Origin of the sequence: Microcoleus sp. B3-D2 (genome assembly GCF_036705345.1) — a bacterium.
In the GTDB taxonomy this organism is placed as follows: Bacteria; Cyanobacteriota; Cyanobacteriia; order Cyanobacteriales; family Microcoleaceae; genus Microcoleus.
In genome coordinates this window covers 22,357-43,848 of the sequence record NZ_JAUBUG010000054.1, presented here as the reverse complement: position 1 = coordinate 43,848, position 21,492 = coordinate 22,357, and the positions used below count along the sequence as shown (strand labels likewise).

Below are 21,492 nucleotides of genomic sequence, written 5' to 3'. Positions count from 1 at the left end.
CTTTCCTGAAATAATAAAAAAAGAAAGTGCCGTAAACCGTTTACGACTATGTTGAAGCTCGGAGAACTCGGCGTAAAGATAAAATTTGTTGACGATTGACGATTACGGTGAATTATACAGAGCATACAGAACACTATTCCCCGAAGTGAGAAATTGTGAGGCGTTTAATTACTTTCATGTGGGATTTTTCTGATATGAAGCGTAAAACACTACCAGCAAGATCTCGTGTAGTGGGATTAAGCAATCAACAAAAAATCTGGGATTTTCTAAGCGAATTACTTGAAAATTAGAAGGCTTGAGAGAGCTAGATTAAACCTTATTCTACAAGAACTACCCGCATAATAATTTTTTATAATTATTGTCGATCAAGTAGGAAAATCAAATAAAGGGAAGACAACCGATTATCTGAAACGATGTCACCAATCAAATAGAGTTTAAGTAAGTCGGGGTAAAAAAAACGAACTCTGTTAAAAAAACAAGTGAATACAGAGAATGTTTCTACTGAGGCAACTCAATATATGGGCGCTATATTAACAGAAACCCGGTTTTTTAACACCAGTGCCTGCTGGAAGCTCCGAAAGTAGAAACGAGAAACCGGGTTTCTTACGCCAGGTAAGAGCGTCCTAATTTACAAAAATTATCAAATTAACTATCGATGCGGTACTCTCAACTCAGCCGCGAGTTAAGTTAGACTGAATTGTCAGTGCGTGAATTATTCACAGGTTAGCATCTATGCAGCTCAAACATCTGAATCAGCCTTCACAAGAACTCTCTACCTCTTGCGAGCATAACATCAAAGAGACCCAGCCACCAAAGCCCAATTATTTCGCTCACATAGCCCGTTCCTTGGGCAACCTCAGTATTCATGACAAAATCTGGCGTGGGTACGCACTGGCTCTTTGTGTTGCGATTGGGGGAACGACTATCGGGATGTTGGTGGGCACTCATTACTATCGCAGGACTAACAATCAAGTACACCTCGATCGAGAAACTCAGCTTTTACATAAGTTGCAGGTGGCTTTAGTGCGGACGCAAAACAGCCAAGAGTGGCTGATTTACGGCATCGACCAGCCCCAAATATTTGACAGCAAATACCAACAGCTACAAAAGAATATTTACAGCTTAAAAGAGTTACTATCTGAAGTTAAGGAACCTAAATACCTGAAACAAATAAAAGGGATAGGTAAATTTAGAAATACTTGCGATTCGCTACTGTCTAATTATATTTCTAAACTAGAAATAGTTAATAAAAAAATTAGTCAGTTGCCCAATAACCCCGCTCAACAAAGCGTAAAACGTAAGTTGCTGTCGAATTTCGCTCGAAATAAAACAGGGTTGCAACTAGATACGGCTGTCAATGATATAGCAGCAATTATCGATCGCGCCCAAGAGCAAGAAGATGCAGGGCGGGAGGATCTGCTGCGAGCCCAGGCGCTGCGGGTGCAAATAATTTTGGGTAGCATGGCACTGTCGATCGTCGTTGCAGCAGTGCTGGCGCGCTTCACCAGTCGGGCGATCGCCAAACCCCTCGCCGCTGTAACTAAAATTGCTCAGCGAGTGACTGAAGAATCTAATTTTCAGTTGCAAGTACCAGTTACCAGCACCGATGAAGTGGGAGTATTAGCAGCTTCGCTGAATCAACTGATTCAGAAAGTAAATCAGTTGCTACAAGAATTGAAATCTGAACAACAAACCCAGATACTTCAAAATGAAAAAATGGCAACTTTGGGGCGGATGTTAGCCGGTGTTGCTCACGAAGTTAACAACCCAATCAATTTTATCTATGCCAATATCGACCCAGCCCGAAATTATGTTGAAGATATTTTAGATTTGCTCAAGACTTACGAAACACAAATTGCCAACCCGCCTGCCGCAGTGCTGGCGAAAGGCGAAGAAATAGACATCGATTTTCTCAAAGAAGATTTGATCAAAATATTTGACTCGATGCAAGTAGGCGCTGAAAGAGCCAAAGCTATTATCTTAAGTTTGAAAGATTTTTCTCGCCTCGATGAGGCAGCCCCTCATCCCGTCGATTTGCACGCCTGCATAGACAGCAGTTTGCTGATTCTCAACAGCCGCATCAAACAGGGCATTGAAGTGGTATGCAATTACGGGAATATTCCGAGTGTAGAAGGCTATATGGGTTTGCTTTACCAGGTATTTGTGAATCTTCTGAACAATGCACTAGATGCTGTGGAAGAGAAAGCAAAAATTGAGAAAACTAGCTCGGAGGAGGCGAAAAAACAATCGGCTTCGGACTCAAGCAAACAAGGAGCACCGAGTTTTTCGCCGAGAATTGTGATTGCTACAGAATACTTGGACGACGACTCCGTGCTAGTGCGAATTTCTGATAACGGTATGGGAATAGCGCCCGAGAGTCAAGAAAAAATGTTTGAAACATTCTTTACTACTAAACCGAGAGGTGTAGGTACTGGTTTGGGATTGGCAATTGGTCGCGAAATTATCGTCAAGAAACACGGGGGGACGATTAACTTTTGGTCGGAGGTGGGAACGGGGACGGAATTTTCGATCGCCCTGCCGATTAAGTATGAGGATTCAATGCCAAATGCGCTCTTACAACCTCCAATTGCTAGGGAATCAAATTCCATAGCCAACGAGAAAGTGTCAACCAAGACCGAAAAAAGAGGAACTGTAAAAACTTAAAAATCATCCGTTTTTATTATTGTTAAAAAAAAGGCAACTGCAAGCAAGCTCCCCACTCTAATTTCATAATTCATTCCACATCTAAAATGTAAAATCTAAAATGTAAAATCTAAAATTGTATGAGATTGGTTACTGACTGGCTGTCGCTACCCCACTGGGTGAGTGATAATACCAAAATAAAAACTATTTTCCATAATCTTGAAAAACAGGATTTGCTATAATTTAAAGTTGAGCAATCACTGTACGGAGCGAAAATTATGGGACTATTTGACCAAATTTTGAGCGCGATCGACAATCCCAACCAACAAGCAAACCCCAATCAGTTGGGCAACATTCTCGGTGCGGTAGAGCAGTTGAGCAGCAACCAGGGCGTCAATACGGGCACGACTCAGCTAGCAATGTCGGTTTTGGGCGGATACGTGCGATCGGCATTGCAAAACGTGCGATCGCAGTCAGGAGACGCACAAGCTCAACAACTTGTCAACCAATTTAGCGGCACAAATCCCAATCCCCAAGCGGTACAGAGTTTGTTCGGAGTCGGCCAACTGACGCAGATAGTGAACGATATCGCCCACAGAACCGGTTTGAATAACGCCACAGTGCAGGCGATGATACCTGTTTTGGTGCCGCTGGTGCTGAATTTGCTAAAAACCGGCAGCAACGCCCAAAATCCAGCCCAAGGCAGCAATCCTGTTTTGAATACATTTTTAGATGCAGATGGAGACGGCGACGTAGATATTACTGACGCCATGTCGATGGCAGGCCGCTTTTTGAATCAGCGCGGTTAATTTGGGATTTTTTAACCGCAGATATCAGCGGATGGACACAGATGAACGCAGATAAAATCCTATCTGCGTTCATCTGCGTTTATCTGGCTTCATCGGCGGTTAAAAAAATTCCTACTTTAACCCAAACCCAAATCAGTCACAGCACCGAGACTGCTAGAAGAAACCAACTTAGCGTATTTAGCCAAAACGCCCTTAGTATAGCGAGGTTTAGGAGGCTGCCAAAGAGCCCGCCGCTGCTCCAATTCTGCATCAGAAACATTGAGCTGCAACAAGCGATTTTGAGCATCAATCGTAATTGAATCGCCCTCTTGTACCAAAGCAATTGTCCCGCCAACTTGTGCTTCGGGTGCAACGTGACCGACAACCATGCCGTAAGTTCCGCCAGAGAAGCGACCGTCAGTAATTAACCCGACAGAATCCCCCAAACCGGCGCCAATAATTGCCGAAGTTGGGGCTAACATTTCGCGCATTCCCGGCCCGCCTTTGGGCCCTTCGTAGCGGACGACAATCACATCTCCGGCTTGAATTTTGCCCGCTAAAATTGCCTCCAAACAATTTTCTTCAGATTCAAATACCCGCGCCGGGCCAGTAATTTGCGCTTTTTTAACGCCAGTAATTTTAGCAACTGCTCCTTCTGTTGCCAGATTTCCCCTGAGAATTGCTAAATGTCCTTGGGCGTAAATCGGGTTGTTCCAAGGGCGGATGACATCTTGGTCGGTGCGGGGTTCGGCTGGAATATCTGCTAACACTTCCGCAAGAGTTTGACCGGTAATTGTCAGCGCGTCTGGGTGCAGCAAACCCTGTTCTAGCAGGATTTTCATTACTTGGGGAATGCCGCCGGCTTTGTGCAAATCGGTTGCTACGTATTTGCCGCTGGGTTTGAGGTCGCACAGCACGGGCACTTTTGCTCGAATAGTTTCAAAATCGTCGAGGGACAACTCAACGCCGATCGCATTGGAAATGGCTAATAAATGCAGCACAGCATTGGTTGAACCGCCGACTGCCATGATTACCGCGATCGCATTTTCAAAGGCCTTGCGAGTCAAAATTTGGCTCGGTAACAACTGTTTGCGGATCGCTTCCACGACAACTTTTGCAGATTCGGCAGCGCTGTCAGCTTTTTCGGCATCCTCAGCAGCCATTGTCGAAGAATAAGGCAAACTCATGCCCATTGCTTCAAAAGCACTCGACATGGTATTTGCTGTGAACATTCCGCCACAAGAACCCGCACCCGGACAAGCATTCTGTTCCACTGCATTGAGTTCTGTTTGGTCAATTTTGCCCGCGCTGAATTGACCGACTGCTTCAAAAGCGCTGACAACGGTTAAATCCTGTCCGTTGTGGTGTCCCGGTTTGATCGTGCCGCCGTAAACAAAAATAGCAGGAATGTTCATGCGGGCGATCGCAATCATCGCCCCCGGCATATTTTTATCGCAACCGCCGACAGCCAGCACCCCGTCCATACTTTGGCCGTTGCAAACAGTTTCGATGGAATCAGCAATTACATCTCTCGACACCAGAGAATATTTCATCCCTTGAGTTCCCATCGATATCCCGTCGCTGATAGTAATCGTACCGAACATCTGCGGCATCGCCCCAGCTTCCCTTGCACCCGCAGTGGCCCGCAAAGCGAGCTCGTTCAATCCCATATTGCAGGGCGTAATCGTGCTGTACCCGTTGGCAATCCCCACAATAGGCTTAGTGAAATCGCCGTCACCAAAACCGACTGCCCGCAGCATTGCTCGGTTGGGCGCGCGCTGCACGCCCCCAGTCACAGCTTGGCTTCTCAAATTTTCAGGCATTTTAAAATTTCCTTTGTCTGTTGACAGTTGACCGTTGACAGTTGACAGTTGACAGTTGTCAGTTGTCAACTGCCAGCTCGCCCAAAAACGAATACAAGTTTCCGATAATCGTCGTGGTGAGCCCATAATTTTAGACCAAAGTTCCGGCTCCCAGATGAATCTGTGGAGCAAATCTAAAATCTAAAATCTAAAATCGACTGACTCAGTGTCGAGCGCCGAGAGTTTTACCCTATTGTTGATTTTCTCAGAAGCTTTGATATTTGTCAGACCTTTTAGGAGGCAGCGGCACAGCAGTGCCCGGAAAGCCGTGCAAAGATTCTACAGATACTACAGCGTGCAGAGTGAATACCGTGGTTATCTGGGATGATGTGGTAACACCCATCACTCTAACGTTTAAAAAAATTGCGAGGCGAATGACATGGAGGCCGATCGAATTCTGAGGCAATATGCGGCCGGAGAAAGAAATTTTCGAGAGATTAACCTCGTCGGGGCCGACTTAAAAGGGGTAAACCTCAGCGAGGCTAACTTTACCAGATCGAATTTCCAAGACGCAAACCTCAAAGGCGCTAACCTGACGGGAGCGAACTTGCGCGAGGTGAAATTGGCAGGGGTGGACTTGACGGAAGCCAACCTCAGCGAAGCAAATCTCATCGGTACCGATTTGAGCCGCGCCAATCTCAGCGGGGCTAACCTGATGGGAGCCAACCTGCGCGGCTCAATGGCCAGAGAAGTCAACATGACCAAGGCTAATTTGACCGAAGCTAATTTGACCGAAGCCAACTTTACCGAAGCGAATTTGTTTGCGGCCAACTTAACCGACGCTAGCATGATTCGCATTAATTTGATGAAGGCAAATTTGAGTTGGTCAACTCTCAAAGCGGTAAACCTGACAAATGCCATTCTTAGCCAGTCGCTTTTAGAAAGAGCTAACCTGAATCAGGCAATTCTCAGCGGGGCGATGCTCAGCGGGGCTAACCTGACTGGTGCAGACTTGCGCCAAGTAACGATGGTGGGAGCTAATCTGAGCGAAGCTAATCTGAGCAATGCTAATTTGAGAGTTGCTAATGTGAGTTGGTCAACGCTAGCAAAAGCTAATTTGAGCGGTGCTAATTTGTACCGTGCCAAGCTGTGCTGGTCTAATTTTAGCGGGGCTGTTTTGTTGGAAGCGGTTTTGATTGACGCTAATCTCAATCGAACTAACTTCCGCGATGCAGATTTGAGGCGGGCAATTATGCCGGACGGCACGACTAATGATTCTTAAAATTTGATTGTTAACTGTTAACTGTTGACTGTTGACTGTTGACTGTTGACTGTTAACTGTTAACTGTTGATTAATAACTAATGACTATCACTGAATTATTGATTCTCGGTGCTGCAGGAATTTTTGCCGGAATTCTAGCTGGATTTTTGGGTATCGGTGGCGGTACGGTGCTCGTACCTTTGTTGGTTGCTCTCAAGTACGCCCCGGTACAAGCGGTTGCTACTAGCGGTTTGTCGATCGTCATTACAGCTATTTCTGGCAGCATCCAGAATTGGCGCATGGGCTACCTCAGCTTGAGCCAAGTCGCAGGCATCGGATTTCCAGCCGTAATTACCGCACAAATCGGTGCTTATTTGGCGGGGATATTTCCGCCTTACTTGCTGTTACTTACTTTTGGGTTGTTGCTGTGGCTCAATATTTATTTGATTGAAGTTCGCAAGAGGCTGACAGCTAAGAAGAAAGCGGAATCAGAACAAGAGGAACTAAGAGGAGAAGCGGGACAAGGAGACAAGGCTCAATTACCAATTACCAATCACGAATCATCCAATAATTCAAATATTTTATTCAATCCAACTTTTGCTAAAATTGCTACCGGCAGTGCTGCGGGTTTATTAGCGGGTTTGTTTGGCGTAGGCGGCGGCGTAATTATGGTTCCCCTGCAAATTTTGCTGTTAGGAGAAAGCATTAAAACCGCAATTCAAACCAGCTTGGGCGTCATCGTCATCACGGCTATTTCGGCGACGGCGGGACACGCGGCGCGCGGGAATGTTTTGTGGGTTGTGGGGTTAATTCTGGGGGGCGGCGGTTTGTTGGGCGCGCAGGTGAGCACGCGGTTTTTGCCGAGATTGCCCGATCGTATTGTTAGTTTAGCTTTTCGATCGCTCTTGGCAATCTTATCGATTTATGTTTTCTGGCAAGCTTGGCAAAAATTTAGTAACGGGTAATTGGTAATTGGTAAGGTGCGCGGCAGAAGAGCCCCCTACAAAAAAATCCCGGAAGGTACCCGCGCAGCACCCTACGAAAAACGAATAAGTAAGACTAATTTGCTGATAGTTTCTTCACGGCACGAGTCAGACGCTGCAAATAAGGCTTGACAATTTCTTGATTTTGCCTCTGCAACTCGGAAACTTGCTGCTGCAAATGCTGAATCTCGGTTTGCAACATCCCTGTGTCTATTGTGGGTCGATCGAGCAAATCCTGCAATTGCTTCAGAGAACCTTGGATTTGATCCAAGTCTACTTCGTTCGATCGCTCCTGTAACTGAGCCGTAATAGTTTTAACTTCAGTTAACTTTTCGCCCATCAATAAAAATCGGACGTTGACATTTTCCCAATCATGCTCTCTCAGGGCGCTATTTTCCAAAAGGCGGACTTTCTGCTGCAAATCCGACAGTTGCGTGTTGAAATCCTGAGAATCTGCCGGAAGCGCCTGCGCTTGGCGTTCGAGGGAGGCTACGGCAGCTTGTACCTCGGCGATGACGCCGGATTCCAAGCCGAGGAGTTTCTGCTGCAAGTCGGAGACGGCGGTGTAGAGTTCTGCAGGTTCTCCAGGTAGTATCTGAACTTGCTGCGATCGAGGTTCTACTGCGGCCTGTACGTCCGCGATGGCAGAATTTGCCTTTTGTTGCATTTGTTGCTCGAAACGCTGGCGATTGGCGAGATTTAGCGAGAGTGCTGCGGTTAAGGGGGCGGCAGCGTAGAGAATTTGGCCCGACAATACAGCAGTAATCGTGCCAATTGCTGAACCAGCCACAGAGGCGTATTCTGCCAATTCTAGCCAGTCCGGCTGGTTCGGGGCACTTCTCAAAGCTGGGAATGATGCTTTTTCAATCTTCTGCATAGCCTTTTAGTCGTAGTCGGATAGATGGCGATAGGGACATGATAAAAGCGATCGGCAAATAAATCAGGGCTATTTGTCAAAATTTCCTGATTGTGGTATTTTTATTGACCTCGTGCCGAATACCTTCTGCCTTCAAAACGGTCAATCTCAGGTAAAATTCAGGGTTAAGTCGATCGCTCAACACTTAACCGATAACCATTCACCGCCGTCTGTCAGGAGTCTACAGAAAATGGGTCTCAAGATTATTGAAAGCTACGATAGCAGTTTTGTCCTCGAACCCGAGGCTAAAACGGCACTGTTCGGTTTGTTAACCGGTGAAAGCTTTGTCAAACAAGTAGCGCTACAATTGCAATGCTCGCGCATTGAGTTTGCCGAGTTACTTTTTCAGCCAGTCCCTTACAGCAGCGAGACGCCGAAGGGAATGCCTGCGGAATTTGAAAAGTATCATCAATCGAGCGATTTTGCGATCGTCAACGTCCCGCCTAATTTCATGTTCCAAGCCAAAATATTTAAACCCAGCCGCCTCTGTGCCGTTTATCGAGTTTTTAAGAGTTAGGTAAAGGCTGGTTAATCTGTGGTTAAATCTAAAATCTAAAATCTAAAATCTAAAATCGGATGACAGAAGACATTCAATCTCTCGCCAGCTTAGAATTCATCCCATACATAGACTCCGAGGGGAAATTGCCTGATTTTGTTCAGGGAAAAATCGGCGTTTACGCGATTTTTGATAGCGAGAAAGTCCTGCAATTTGTCGGCTATTCTCGCGACATTTACCTCAGCCTCAAACAGCATTTGGTACGCCAAACCCAATATTGCTACTGGCTGAAAGTCCAAACTATTGACAAGCCCAGCCGCACTATTCTAGAAAGCATTAGAGAAAGTTGGATTGCCGAAAACGGTTCCCAACCCCAGGGTAACGGTGCCGATGCTGCCAAGTGGAACGATCCCATCGACACTAAAACTGTGATGACTACCGAAGAAGTAGCAAATTATGAAGGTATCTTTGCCGATGAAATTGCCAAAGATAAATTGTTGAAAAATGTAGCGCGGCGCGTGGAAAATGAAATTTTCTCGCTGTTGAAAGCTCGCGGCGTAACTGAAGAAATCCGGTTTAATCCCAAGCTAAAAACTAGCGGATTGCTGGATTTAAAGTAAATACGTTCTATGGTCAATTTCCCACAATCAGCCCCTGTTTGTAATGAGGATTCCTATCAAATCCTCTGGCAATAAAATGAAACAGTCCTCCCGCTCACCCGGCACTCCGCCAGGGAATGAATTCCACGGGGCTTATAGCAAAAGTCCTCTAAAAGAGGACTAATAAATTATTCAGTCCTCTTTTAGAGGACTTTCGCTTTGAGGCAGGGGTTTCAACCCCTGACGGACTGACAGACTATCGGTTTTACCTTAAACAGATGCTCGCGTACAATCTATGTGATATATTCTCTGGGTCTGATTAAATTTTAAAAGGTTAAAATTTATTAAAATTTAACAGATATCGGAATCTGCAAAATTAACTCGGTTCCTCGACCTGGAGCAGAAATACAACTGATTTGACCTCGATGTTTTTCCACTACAATATCGTGACTGATTGCCAACCCTAATCCAGTACCGCGGCCTACAGGCTTCGTAGTAAAAAATGGGTCAAATATCTGGTGGCGCACTTCCTCACTCATCCCACAACCGTTATCGGCAATGTTAATCACAACGGATTTATAGTTTTGAGCGGCTAATTTGGAGTCTTGATTGTGCAGGGCCGATTCTGACTCAAAACCTACTGAAGTGCTGATGGTAATTTTTCGGGGAGAAGGTTGAGTTTCCAGGGCATCAATAGCATTACTTAGCAGGTTCATGAACACCTGATTTAACTCACTGGCGTAACAGGTGACTCTTGGCAGTTGGCTGTAGTGTTTAATCACCTCTATCTCGCCAGCTTTGTTTGCTCCCTTCAATCGGTGCTGCAAAATAACTAAAGTATTGTCAATGCCTTCATGAATATCCACTGGCTTGTACTTTTGTTCGCCAAGGCGGGTGAATTTCCGCAAAGACATTACAATCTCGCTAATCCGAGAAGCACCCTCTGTCATCGAATTCAGCAGTTTTGGATAATCCTCTGCGATGAATTCGGGTTGAATCTCATCCAATTCGCCGATAATTTCTGCAACGGGGTGGGGGTAGTAATGTCGGTACAATTCGACGAGGCGAAGCAAATCTCGCGCATAGTCCGCCGCTAGAGCAATATTACCGTAGATAAAGCTGACGGGATTGTTGATTTCGTGAGCAATTCCTGCCGCTAGCTGACCTAAAGAAGCCATTTTTTCCTTCTGTATTAACTGAGCTTGAGTTTTCTTTAGTTCAGTTACGGTTTGTTCGAGTTCCTTGGCATAGGATTGTGTTTGTTGGAACAACTGGCGCTGCACGAGTTGATTTGAAACGCGGGCCAAAACTTCTTGTTCGTGAAACGGTTTTGTGATATAATCTATACCACCAACTTCAAAAGCTGTGACTTTATCAAACACTTCATTTAAAGCACTGATAAAAATAACTGGAATATCTTTGGTTGTGGGAGAAGCTTTCAATGCTTGGCAGACTTTGTAGCCGTCCATACCGGGCATCATGATGTCGAGCAAAATCAAGTCAGGAGGAGTTAACTCGATCGACCGCAGCGCTAGTTTGCCGTCGGGTGCGGTGCGTGTTTTGTACCCTTGCTGCGAGAGTATTTGAGCTAAAAGTTGCAAATTAGCCGGAATATCATCAACAATTAAAATATTCCCTTTTAAGGCGGGAGTTGGTTCGGAATTCATATTTAGTTCCGTAAAATAACCTTTATAGGTTTGTAGTGAGTACGATCGCCCTCATAAAACCCCCTCGGACGATCGTACTCACTACAAACCTATCTCATATCCTTATTATTTTGGTTCGGGATGGATGAGAGCTAGTATTTGATTGAACTGAAACTCGTTAGCCAATGCGGCTAGAGCGCTTGCTAAAGCGTCATTGCGATCGCGAATTTGCTCAATTTGGATCAGAATTAACTCTAAATCGCACTCAATTGTGGCTTTCTCTAAAGCTGCCAGCCAATCTGCGGGTAAAGCTGCCAGACTCTCTGGAGTTGGAGCCTCGATTTGAGTTGACTCGGGCACACTCTCCGGTTCACCGTAAATGTAACGCACTCCCAGATGTTTGTGCAGGGTGGCAAAAATTTCTGTATCTCGAAAGGGTTTGTGGATAAAGTCATCGCAATCATCTGATACAGTAACGGTTTGCGCTTCCTCGGCGTTACCGGCACTCACGGCAATAATTGCCGTAGCTTGACCTTTAACGGTGGCTTTAATGCGTTTGGTCGCTTCATCTCCATCCATCACGGGCATCCACATATCCATAAAAATTAAGTGTGGCTCAAAACTCGACCACATTTCAATAGCTTCTATGCCGTTGGTGGCTTCTTGGAGTTCAAAGTTAAAGGCAGCGAGGAGTTTGATCAGCAGTTGGCGGTTGTCCGATCGATCGTCCACAATCAAAATACGATAGCGCGGCTGGTTGCCTTCCAGCGCTATCACCCGACGCGGTGGCTCTACGGGTTGAGTCGCCGGGGCATCAACGGCGCTGACGGGAATATCAAACGCGAAGGTGGTGCCGCGTCCTACTTCACTGCGTACAGTAATCAGGCCGCCCATCAGGTTGACAAACTGTTGGCTGATAGCCAGTCCCAAGCCTGTTCCTTGCTGAGATTTTGTTCCTGTTTTGGTTTGCACAAAGGTTTGAAAAAGTTTATCTAACTCATCAGCAGCTATGCCGGAGCCAGTGTCTTCTATTTCAAAATGTAATTGGTAATTACTGATTGGTAATTGCTGATCTTTCCCCTCCCTAACCGCACTTACTCTTACCCTAATTTCTCCTTCTTTCGTAAACTTAATGGCGTTAGAGAGGAGATTGATTAAGACTTGGCGCAACTTAAGTTGATCGGTTTGCACGTATTCGGGGACTTCGCTAGAGCAGTCAAATATTAACTGCAATTGTTGCTCCATTGCCTGGAGTTGAAACATCTCTTGCACATCGTTCAACAGGCTCCTTAATTGAAAGTCTGTTGGGTTGATTGTCATGCGTCCCGCCTCTATTTTCGCTAAATCTAATATTTGATTGATTAGAGCGAGCAAGTGTTCTCCGCTGCGGTTGATGATGCGGATATTTTCCTGTTGTTCGTGATTCAGGTTGGTAGAGCGCTGCATCAATTGCGAGAATCCCAGAATTGCGTTTAGCGGGGTGCGAAGTTCGTGGCTCATATTCGCCAGGAAAGTGCTTTTGGCAAGGTTGGCAGCTTCTGCGGCCCACGCGGCTTGTTGAAGCTGTACTGCTTGCTGTTGAGTCGCTTCGAGCAATTGAGCTTGTTGTAAGGCGACTCCCAGTTGAGTGCTAATTTGCAGCCCAATATTGATTTCACCTTCGCGCCAAGTGCGGGGTCCAGAATTTTGATAGCTGGCGAGCAAACCCCAAAGTTGACTGCCGCAAAATATGGGAAAAATAACGTAGGATCTAGCTTGAAATTGTTTTAACAGTTCTAGGTAACAAGGACTCAACCCAGCGCTGTATATGTCTTCAATTATGCGGTAAGGAACGCCTCTAGCGTACATACCGCCTTGATTTTTTTGTAGATAGGTATCCAGCACTGGTGTACCGCCGGCTTGCATAGTTTTCACGGTACAGCGAGAGTGTTCGACGAGAGTGCTTGGCACATTACAATCGTCGGTTTGTTGCATCAGAGATACCCAGCCGGGAGCCATTGATTCGGCAACAAATTCCCCGCTCCAATCAGGATTAAAGCGATAGATACCGACACGATCGCATTTTAGGGTTTGTCGCAGTTCAGAGGTTGTGGTTTTGAATATTGTGTCAATATCTAAGGATTGACGGATGCGCTCGATCGATCGGGCGATGGCTTGTTCTCCCTGGGCGCTTTCTCGCAAAGCTGACTCGGCTTGTTTGCGCTCGCTAATATCCAAAACAGTGCCGAACAAACGGAGCAACTGCCCTTTTTCATCATAAACCGGTTTCCCTCGAACTTCTATGTAACTGAGCGAGCCATCTCTTCGCATCAGCCGCAAATCAATTTCAAAGCTTTGCCCCGACATAGCTTGCTCGCGCACCATTGTCAGATAGCGCGATCGATCTTCTGGATGAAAACGCTCGATTAATTGTTCGGTTGGGAGCGGTTTTTGAGTCGGATCGAGCTCGTAAATGCGATATAGTTCTTCACTCCAAGTGGTTGTTGCTGTGGCGATATCGTGTTCCCAACTGCCAATACGGGCAATTTTTTGGGCTTCCAGCAGCCGGGCTTCGGCAAACTGGCGATCGCTAATGTCGCGGGCTACCCAAACAGCGGAGCTATCGGACAGCGGCGAAATTTTAGCAGCAAACCAAACTTCTTTGTTATTAATCCGCAGACTGTAATCGAAACTAATAGTTTGTTGGGTTTCCAATGCCTGTTGAACTTGAGCGAAATAAATCTCCTCCCTTTCCTCGTGAAATAATTGTTCGATGATGGAGTCGATCTGATTTGTCTCATAGTTGTATTGACCAATACCCTTTGTAGGTATAATTTGGATGCTTTTCTCGGTTTGATTAAAAATCAAGACAACATCGGTTATCGACTCGAATATTTTTACAACTTGCTCGGCAGAAGTGTAAAGTTTTTGTTCGAGCAATTTGCGATCGGCAATTTCATGTTGTAATAGTTCGTTAGCACCAGCTAAGGCGCAGCTACGTTCTGAAACTTCGGCTGCTAAAGTGCGATTGTAGTCAGTTAATATTTTTTCAGAGTGTTTGCGCTGTGCGATGTTATAAAAAGCATTGATGGCATAAATAATGTTTCCGCCTTCGTCAAAAATTGGTGTGGCGCGCACCTCAAAAGGAATAAATTTCCCATCTCGATAAAGTTCTACATCTTCAAGGAATACCGTTTCACCGCGCAGTGCTCGGAATGCGGGCAGTTCTTCAGTGGGATAAAGCTGGTTTTGGCGGTAGATTTGATAAACTTCTACTGCTTCTTCTAAAGTCGCATCGGGAATAGTTTCTACGCCGAGCCAATGCTTGGCAGTTTGGTTGAAGTACACGACTTTACCCGAAGCATCGTGGATAGATACTCCCGCAGGTATGGCTTCGATAAATTGCTTGAGTTGGCTCTCGCTGTGCGCTAAAGCTTCATGTAAAGAGTTTTTGTCTGCAAAAGCCTGTTGCAGTTGCGCTGCCATAAAATTGAAGGAATTGGCGAGAGCTCCGACTTCATCCAAGCGTCTAATTTCTAAAGGTCGATCCCATTTTCCTTTGGCAACATTTTTGGCAGCGGTATTCAAGCGCATAATTGGCTTTGTCACCCAACGGGAAGTCAACAATCCGATCGCGATCGCCAGCGGCAGTGTACCGGCCAACAACCACAATGTGTTGCGCGTATTTGCTTGAATTGGAGCCGTGAAATCAGACTCTGGCACCACCACCACAATTAACCAATCCAAACCACGGACATCTCGATAGGGAGTGACGCGGACAAACTGCCTATCGCCCTTGCTCGCCAGGGTAAATTTCTGGGTTGTTTGCAGCGTGCGGAAGTTGCCAAATCGGTTGGCGAGTTGTCGAGCAATATCTCGCGTTCGGGCATCCTTGCTGTTGGTGGCTAGCAATGGCGTCGGTTGCTTTTTTGCTGGCGCCACCAAGGGTGTTTCTACTGTGGATGTGGCAATCAGATTGCCCGATCGATCCATAATAAAAGTTTGTCCTGAAGCCGAGAATTGCAGCCCAGCCAGAAAGGTATTGATTGCCGACAGTCCATTATTATCCGTGAGGCGATCGCTAATTCGCTCTCCTACTTGTTCGATTAACTGATGCGCTACATCTTCGACTGATTCCTGACTACTTTTGAAAGAAAGATAGCCCACTAGCCCAACAACACTTACCGTTTGCAAAACCAACGGAACAATCAGAACCGTTCGCAGTGGCAGCTTGCTAAAAAAAATGGCGGTTAGGCGGTTGAAGCGATAAATGGGCATGGGTGTAAACCAATTGCGCTGATAATCGTATTTTAACTGCTGTAGCGTGCTTTTCCCGGCAATTGGCGCGCCCTAAAAAATGTGAAATTTTCCGCCTAGTTCAATATAGCCAACTACTAGCGAAGATTGGACGCGGATGCGAAAATTTGCTTCTGTCAGTTCAGTTTCTAGCTGTTTGGCATTTGATTCATTTTTACTTACAAAAACAGTGAGAACTTTTCTAATTTATTTGTGTGTACCGGCAATCATGTCGTTAATGAAAAGCCAGCGGGGGCGGGTTTATGAGATTGTAGATTATGGGCAATTATTATTGGTGAACCCGCCCCTACAAGATTTAACATCATACAAATCCGAATCAAACGGAAATGATATTATTTGTGTGTTCATCGAACCCGATCGCCCTAATGCAAATTTGTTAACTTGGCTAAAACGGTGGCGAAGAGAGCGGGTTCGATCGGCTTTGTTAAATGTTCGTTGTAACCAGTGGCGATCGCCCGATCGCGGTCTTCTTCGCTAGCATAAGCTGTCAGCGCCACGGCCGGCAAGCGCTTGATTTTGTCTGATTCGGACGATCGCACTTTGCCGATCAGCCAGTAGCCGTCCTCAACGGGCATACCGATATCACTAACTAAAATATCCGGCGGCGACTGCTGTAAAATGTCGATCGCCTCCGCAGCCGTTGCAGCCGCAGTCGCAGTCGCCCCGCACTGTTCGAGGGCAACCATCAAAAACTCGCGGTTGTCGGGTTCGTCGTCAACTACCAACACCTTTAAACCAGCCAACATACCCGGAGGCCTTGGATTGGATTTCGTTTCTCCTCTCAACTGCGGCTGCTTACTCCGAGGCTGTTTGAGTGGCAGTGTCACCGTAAATGTCGCACCCTGGTCTTTACCGGGACTTTCCGCAGTCACAGTACCCCCGTGGAGTTGTACCAAGTGCTCGACGATCGCCAATCCCAGTCCCAAACCGCCCTCAGCCTTAGTTTTCGAGGCGTCTGCTTGTCGGAAGCGATCGAACACGTAGGGCAGAAAATCAGCAGGAATGCCCTTTCCGGTATCGCTGACAGTAATTTGCACGTAATTGGGTGATGAGGAATCGCTAACAGCCACCGCAGACAAGCGCAGTTCGACATTTCCCCCCGAAGGCGTAAACTTCACGGCGTTAATCAGCAAATTCCACACTACCTGCTGCAACCTCTGGGCGTCGCCCCACATCAAGCCGACTGCGGGGTCAAGTTCTAACGAAACGGTGACAGACTTAGCCTCGGCTGCCAAACGAACTGAATTATGAGCCGCCTCGATCGTCCTTACCATGTAGAACCAGCCGGGTTTCAGGGCCAACTTGCCTTGAATAATCCGGGAAACGTCGAGCAAATCTTCCACTAGCTGGATCTGCACCTTCGACTGACGCTCGATGGCTTCCAAACCGCAAGCTAATTTATCTTGGTTGTAGGGGTGGGCGCGCAGGATCTGTGCCCACCCCTGAATCACATTTATAGGCGTTCGCAATTCGTGGGAAAGAGAGTCTAGAAACTCGTCTTTCCGGCGGCTGATAGCTTCTGCTTCCGCCCGCGCGACTTGTTCGCGATCGAGCAACTGAGCGCGTTGGGCCTCGACTTGCTTGCGATCGCTGATGTCGGCGACGATCGACATACAGTTGATATTGCCGTTGCTGTCGCGGACTGGAGTTGCCCACAAACTGATGTCGATCGAGCTGCCGTCTTTCCTTTGGCGCTGGGTTTCCATGCCGGCGATCGCGTGTCCTTCGCGAATTCCTTTCAAATTAGCCGTGAATTCCTCCCGCTTGTCTGCGGGAACGCTGGGTATAAATTGACCTACCGCCTCTGATTCGGGCCAGCCAAAAATCCTCTCGGCGGCTGGGTTCCACATTTTCACAGTCCCGTCCTCGCAGTCCAAAACGGTAACTGCTAGGGGACAAGCCTGAATCAAGGCTTCTAAAGTTTGATGGATGTGCGATCGGGCTGCTTCTGCTTGTTTGCGAGCGCTGATATCGACGTTCACCCCGATCATCCGCAAAGGCAAACCCCCATCGCCCTGAAACACCTTAGCCCTGCAAGCAATCCAGCCCACGCTTTTGTCCGGGCGGCAGATGCGGAACTCAATGTTTAATTCCTCCCCGGAAGCCACCGCCGCCTTTACCTGCTTTTGAGTAACAGCGCGATCGTCTGGATGCACCATTTCCACCCAACGTTGATAGCTGTCGATACCGCCGGCCGGCATCCCGTACAAAGCCTCTAACTCCGGCGTACAGGCGACCTCGCAGGTTTGGACGTTCCATTCAAAAGTTCCGATTTTGCCTGCTTGCTGAGCGATTTGCAGCCGTTCTTGATAGTTTTTGAGTTCTGCTTCCACGCGGGAGATCTCGGTCAAGTCGATGAAGAATGCGACGATCGTCTCTGGTTCGCCGTTCTCCGGGCACAGAGTGGTTCCCCCCATCAGAAGCGGCACGCGGCTGCCATCTTTGCGGATGTACTCTTTCTTGAAAGGAGTTGCGACCCCCTTAGCCCGCAGTTCCCCGGCCGCCAGGGCGTCGAGGTGCAGGTATTCGGGGGGGGTCATTCTGTCCCACCGCATTTTACCCGAGAGCAAGTCTGAGCGGGTGTAGCCGACCATGTTGAGCAGGGATTGGTTGGCGTAGGCGATGCGACCGCTAAAATCGCCGATCGCGACTCCGAAAATATTTGACTCGAACAGCCGCCGGAATATGCCTTCGCTTTGCTGTATTACTCGTTTTGCTTGTTTGCGATCGGTGATTTCGGCTACCACAGTGCTGACTCCCAGCAGTGTTCCTGATTCATCGCTCACTGGGTAAAAGCTGATTTGCCAATCCCGCAAAACTCCCGGGTGTTGCTTTGTTGCGGCCTTAATTTCCAAGTCGAGCACGGGGGTTTGCGTCGCCAGCACTTGGCGGTAAATCCGCTCTACCATATCGGCCATTTCGGGAATTACTTCCCTAACGGTGCGCCCGAGGTGCTCTGCGATCGATCGGCCGTTGATCGCAGCGAGGCATTCGTTCAAGCGGATGTAGCGCAAATTGGTATCGACAAAGCACAGCCCGACTGGTGTGGTTTTGTAAACTAAGTCGAGTTCTGCTAGTTGGCGGCGAATGCGTATTTCGTTTTCTCGAAGTTGATTTTGGGCTTGTTTGCGAGCGGTGATATCGAGTACGAAGAATGCTCCTTTGTCTTTGCATCCTTGGAAGCTTCCGCCGCCGACTAAAACTGGGAAGCGCGTGCCGTCTTTGCGGAGATATTCTTTTTCAAAAGGCGCGCAACTTCCTTCTGCTTCGACTTGCGCCATGGCGATGCGATCGAGTTCTCGATCTTCCGGCGCCGTAAGTTCGAGCCAGCGTATCTGTCCCGAAACTAAGTCTTCCCTGGTATATCCGATCATTTCCAGCAAAGCGTCGTTAGCGTCCGTAACTTCGCCGCTGGCATCCCAGAAACCGATGCCGATCATGTTAGATTCTACCACGCTGCGGAAGCGCATTTCGCTTTCCCGCAAAGCTAATTCTGTTTGTTTTGCTGCGGTAATATCTGTGATAATTATGCCGACTCCGATTATTTCTCCTCTTTCATTTTTAACTGGGTAGTAGTTGGCGAGCCAGTAGCCGAAATAGCCTGGTTTTCCTGGAGGTTCGCCGCTAATTTCTAGGTTTAAAACAGGCTGGCCGGTTTCTAAAACTTGCTGAATTATTGGCGCAAATTTGGTGGCACCTTCTGGCAACAATTGGCGGAAGTCTTTACCAATATGCTGTTCGGCGGGCAAACCGTGGAGTTCGGCTAAAACTTGATTGATACGGATGAAACGCATTTCGCGATCCAGAAAGCAAATCGCTAGGGGAGATGCTTCTAATAGCGAGTCAATTAAGGCGAAGGATTCGGATGTTTGAGATAGTGCTTGCTGCGCTTCTGCGTAAAGTCTGGCGTTGTCTAGGGCGATCGCCACGCGGTATGCTAAATCTTCTAGCATTGCCATGTCTTCTGCACAGTAGCGGCGGCCCAACTTCGAGGTAAAGCAAGTGATGGAACCCATTACCCGCCCGCGAGCCTTCAGCGGTACGCAAGCGTGAGAGCCGATATTGAGCGATCGAAGTATTTCCAATTCTGCTGCATTTTCCGCTCCTGCTGCTAAAATTTCCTCATCCACTTCGGCAATTAGTTCGGACGTTCCGGTGCGGATTACCAGGGGATAGCCGTTAACAGCATTCTCCGCGCTCGAACTGCGGATTTTGAAGCTATTAATAGTATCAATCGTGGAGGGTTCTGCGTGAGCCACAGCCACTAGCCGCACTTTTGACTCGGTTTCGGTCAAATGAATGCAGCACCCGTCGGCGATGGAATTTATTGCTAATTCTGCTACCTTTTGCAGCACGGTTTCCCCGTCAAACGCATCAGCCAGCATTTTGCTGACTTCTGCTAAAAATGCCGAGCGCTGCTGTTCAATTTCCGCTTTTTCCCTCGCTGTTTGCTCGATTGTTAACTGCAATCTTTGAGTTTCCGCAAGTTTTATTTCTGTGATATCGCGGGCGACAATTAAGGCTGATTCTGGTAAGCCATTTTTGTCAAATTCTGGAACTACGTGGGATTGATAACTTCGGAGACCGTTGATTGAGAAAGCCTGAAATTCGATAATTTCTTCTTGACCTGTTTCTAACACTTTGTGCAGGGTTTCATCCCACATCTGGCACACTTCCGGCGGCATTCCTATTTCTTGACTGGTTTTACCCAGGAAGAATGAAATTGGTTTTCCTTGGCTTCTTTCAACTGCTTGATTGACATAAATATAACGCAGCTCTTTGTCAGCGCGGATAATGATATCTGGCGTATGTTCTAGCAGCGTTCTCAGTTGCTGTTCGCTGTTTGCCAAAGCCGCTTGCGCTTGTTGTCTTTCGGTGACATCTCTCACCGTGCCCACGTATCCTATGAGTTCGCCGGAGTCGGAGAACATCGGCGAGGAACAAACGTTAATCCAGCGCACAATTCCATCTGGTGTTTGCAGGCGATACTCGATCGCATATTCTCCACCTTGCCGAGTATAATCCAGCCATCGGCTCAATACGCGATCGCTGTCTTCCGGGTGAATGCACTTCTCCCAACCGTCTCCTAAAAGTTCTGTCAAACTTAAGCCACAAATAGCCTGACAGCGTGGGTTTGCATAGGTGTAGCGCCCCTCAAAATCTGCCATAAAAATGCCGACAGGCGAACAGGAACTTAAACAGCGAAATCGTTCTTCTTGAGCTTGCAGCGCTTCTTTAGCTACTGTTAGTTCTGCTGTGCGCTGTTTGACGCGGCTTTCTAGCTTAGTGTAGGATAAAGCCAGGGCTATTTCTGCTTCTTTGCGGTCAGTAATATCAATGCCAGTTCCTATGACATATTCCACCACGCCCTCGCCATTTATGGTCACAGTATTAGACCAAGAAATTAAGCGCTTCTCGCCATTTTTAGTGCGCCAATAATTTTGATATTCGCTGTGAAAATTTTCGACCTTGAGTTTGGTAAAAACTGTTTTAACTGGATCTATTTCTTCGGGAATCAAAAATAAATCCCAAACATATTTATTGACCACTTCTGCTGCCGAGTAGCCTGTAGTTTTTTCGCAAGCTTTGTTAAACCGGACAATCCGTCCTTGGCTGTCGAGAACTACAATCAAGCAAGCTGTGGTGTCAACTATTTGGGAAATAATCTTACGTTCTATTTCTACTTTTTGTTCTGCGGAATTTAAGCCAGCATACCAAGCGATAACCATTGCAGCGGCCAAAAGTAAGATTGCAGGAGCTGCCTGGAAGGAAAACAGTAACAGAGTTGTCAGCAGTAAAGCGGTGCTGGCACTAAATAGAGCAATTTTGTAGGATGTAATGGGTGAGGCCAAGACCTGAAACCAACTCATTTTTGTTGACCTGTAGCGATGGCGCGATCGCACTATTGCTTATGTCGATGAAACAACCTCGTTAAAACTTAGTTAAAACTAAGTATTTATTTTTTCTCTACAAAACCACATTTGTCGGTCGCGTGCCATCTTCCCAGAGACAGATTGGCAGCGGGATTGGTGCTGAATCAACTGCTATCATAGATCCAGGGC

11 protein-coding genes are annotated in these 21,492 nt (G+C 47.1%); 6 read left to right on the top strand and 5 right to left on the bottom strand.

What is annotated here, in order from left to right; translation table 11 throughout:
- Nucleotides 1-732: 732 nt before the first annotated feature.
- The gene (locus QUB14_RS19980) at nucleotides 733-2,664 is read left to right on the top strand and encodes an ATP-binding protein (protein WP_333214483.1); all 1,932 of its coding nucleotides are present in this window, start codon (nucleotides 733-735) and stop codon (nucleotides 2,662-2,664) included.
- A gap of 257 nt (nucleotides 2,665-2,921) precedes the next feature.
- Nucleotides 2,922-3,452: a hypothetical protein gene (locus QUB14_RS19975; protein WP_333214485.1), complete on the top strand. Its 531-nt coding sequence runs from the start codon at nucleotides 2,922-2,924 to the stop codon at nucleotides 3,450-3,452.
- Between the two features lie 116 nt (nucleotides 3,453-3,568).
- Here QUB14_RS19975 and ilvD read toward each other — a convergent pair whose 3' ends face one another.
- Nucleotides 3,569-5,254, bottom strand: coding sequence for a dihydroxy-acid dehydratase (gene ilvD / locus QUB14_RS19970; RefSeq protein ID WP_333214687.1), 1,686 nt, complete (start codon nucleotides 5,252-5,254; stop codon nucleotides 3,569-3,571).
- Nucleotides 5,255-5,672: 418 nt separating this feature from the next.
- On the opposite strand from ilvD, the gene QUB14_RS19965 reads away from it, so the two are divergent.
- A complete protein-coding gene (locus tag QUB14_RS19965; RefSeq protein ID WP_333214487.1) occupies nucleotides 5,673-6,515 on the top strand; it encodes a pentapeptide repeat-containing protein in 843 nt (280 codons plus the stop codon).
- Between the two features lie 80 nt (nucleotides 6,516-6,595).
- The gene (locus QUB14_RS19960; RefSeq protein WP_333214488.1) at nucleotides 6,596-7,459 is read left to right on the top strand and encodes a sulfite exporter TauE/SafE family protein; all 864 of its coding nucleotides are present in this window, start codon (nucleotides 6,596-6,598) and stop codon (nucleotides 7,457-7,459) included.
- A gap of 94 nt (nucleotides 7,460-7,553) precedes the next feature.
- Here the strand turns inward: QUB14_RS19960 and QUB14_RS19955 are convergent, their stop codons facing one another.
- Nucleotides 7,554-8,354 (bottom strand): hypothetical protein, encoded by an 801-nt coding sequence (locus tag QUB14_RS19955; protein ID WP_190661324.1) that lies wholly within the window; start codon nucleotides 8,352-8,354, stop codon nucleotides 7,554-7,556.
- A gap of 229 nt (nucleotides 8,355-8,583) precedes the next feature.
- Here QUB14_RS19955 and QUB14_RS19950 point away from each other — a divergent pair, with 229 nt between their 5' ends.
- Together QUB14_RS19950 and QUB14_RS19945 are read left to right on the top strand one after the other, a co-directional pair.
- Complete coding sequence (locus QUB14_RS19950) at nucleotides 8,584-8,910, top strand: hypothetical protein (RefSeq protein ID WP_333214689.1); 327 nt, start codon at nucleotides 8,584-8,586, stop codon at nucleotides 8,908-8,910.
- 59 nt (nucleotides 8,911-8,969) lie between these two features.
- Nucleotides 8,970-9,509, top strand: a complete 540-nt coding sequence (locus QUB14_RS19945) for a GIY-YIG nuclease family protein (RefSeq protein ID WP_190661320.1) — start codon at nucleotides 8,970-8,972, stop codon at nucleotides 9,507-9,509.
- Between the two features lie 323 nt (nucleotides 9,510-9,832).
- Here the strand turns inward: QUB14_RS19945 and QUB14_RS19940 are convergent, their stop codons facing one another.
- The 3 genes from QUB14_RS19940 to QUB14_RS19930 all read right to left on the bottom strand — a co-directional run bounded on the left by QUB14_RS19940 (nucleotide 9,833) and on the right by QUB14_RS19930 (nucleotide 21,300).
- On the bottom strand, nucleotides 9,833-11,155 hold the full coding sequence (locus QUB14_RS19940) for a response regulator (protein WP_333214491.1): 1,323 nt from the start codon (nucleotides 11,153-11,155) through the stop codon (nucleotides 9,833-9,835).
- Nucleotides 11,156-11,260: 105 nt separating this feature from the next.
- The gene (locus QUB14_RS19935; protein WP_333214493.1) at nucleotides 11,261-15,391 is read right to left on the bottom strand and encodes an ATP-binding protein; all 4,131 of its coding nucleotides are present in this window, start codon (nucleotides 15,389-15,391) and stop codon (nucleotides 11,261-11,263) included.
- Between the two features lie 401 nt (nucleotides 15,392-15,792).
- Nucleotides 15,793-21,300: a PAS domain S-box protein gene (locus QUB14_RS19930; protein WP_333214495.1), complete on the bottom strand. Its 5,508-nt coding sequence runs from the start codon at nucleotides 21,298-21,300 to the stop codon at nucleotides 15,793-15,795.
- Between the last annotated feature and the right edge of the window lie 192 nt (nucleotides 21,301-21,492).

Excerpts from the sequence above, each read along its gene's own strand:
- ilvD (WP_333214687.1), bottom strand. The coding sequence starts at position 5,254 with ATGCCTGAAAATTTGAGAAGCCAAGCTGTGACTGGGGGCGTGCAGCGC.
- QUB14_RS19975 (WP_333214485.1), top strand. The coding sequence starts at position 2,922 with ATGGGACTATTTGACCAAATTTTGAGCGCGATCGACAATCCCAACCAA.
- QUB14_RS19960 (WP_333214488.1), top strand. The coding sequence starts at position 6,596 with ATGACTATCACTGAATTATTGATTCTCGGTGCTGCAGGAATTTTTGCC.
- QUB14_RS19980 (WP_333214483.1), top strand. The coding sequence starts at position 733 with ATGCAGCTCAAACATCTGAATCAGCCTTCACAAGAACTCTCTACCTCT.
- QUB14_RS19935 (WP_333214493.1), bottom strand. The coding sequence starts at position 15,391 with ATGCCCATTTATCGCTTCAACCGCCTAACCGCCATTTTTTTTAGCAAG.
- QUB14_RS19950 (WP_333214689.1), top strand. The coding sequence starts at position 8,584 with ATGGGTCTCAAGATTATTGAAAGCTACGATAGCAGTTTTGTCCTCGAA.
- QUB14_RS19945 (WP_190661320.1), top strand. The coding sequence starts at position 8,970 with ATGACAGAAGACATTCAATCTCTCGCCAGCTTAGAATTCATCCCATAC.
- QUB14_RS19955 (WP_190661324.1), bottom strand. The coding sequence starts at position 8,354 with ATGCAGAAGATTGAAAAAGCATCATTCCCAGCTTTGAGAAGTGCCCCG.
- QUB14_RS19965 (WP_333214487.1), top strand. The coding sequence starts at position 5,673 with ATGGAGGCCGATCGAATTCTGAGGCAATATGCGGCCGGAGAAAGAAAT.
- QUB14_RS19940 (WP_333214491.1), bottom strand. The coding sequence starts at position 11,155 with ATGAATTCCGAACCAACTCCCGCCTTAAAAGGGAATATTTTAATTGTT.
- QUB14_RS19930 (WP_333214495.1), bottom strand. The coding sequence starts at position 21,300 with ATGAGTTGGTTTCAGGTCTTGGCCTCACCCATTACATCCTACAAAATT.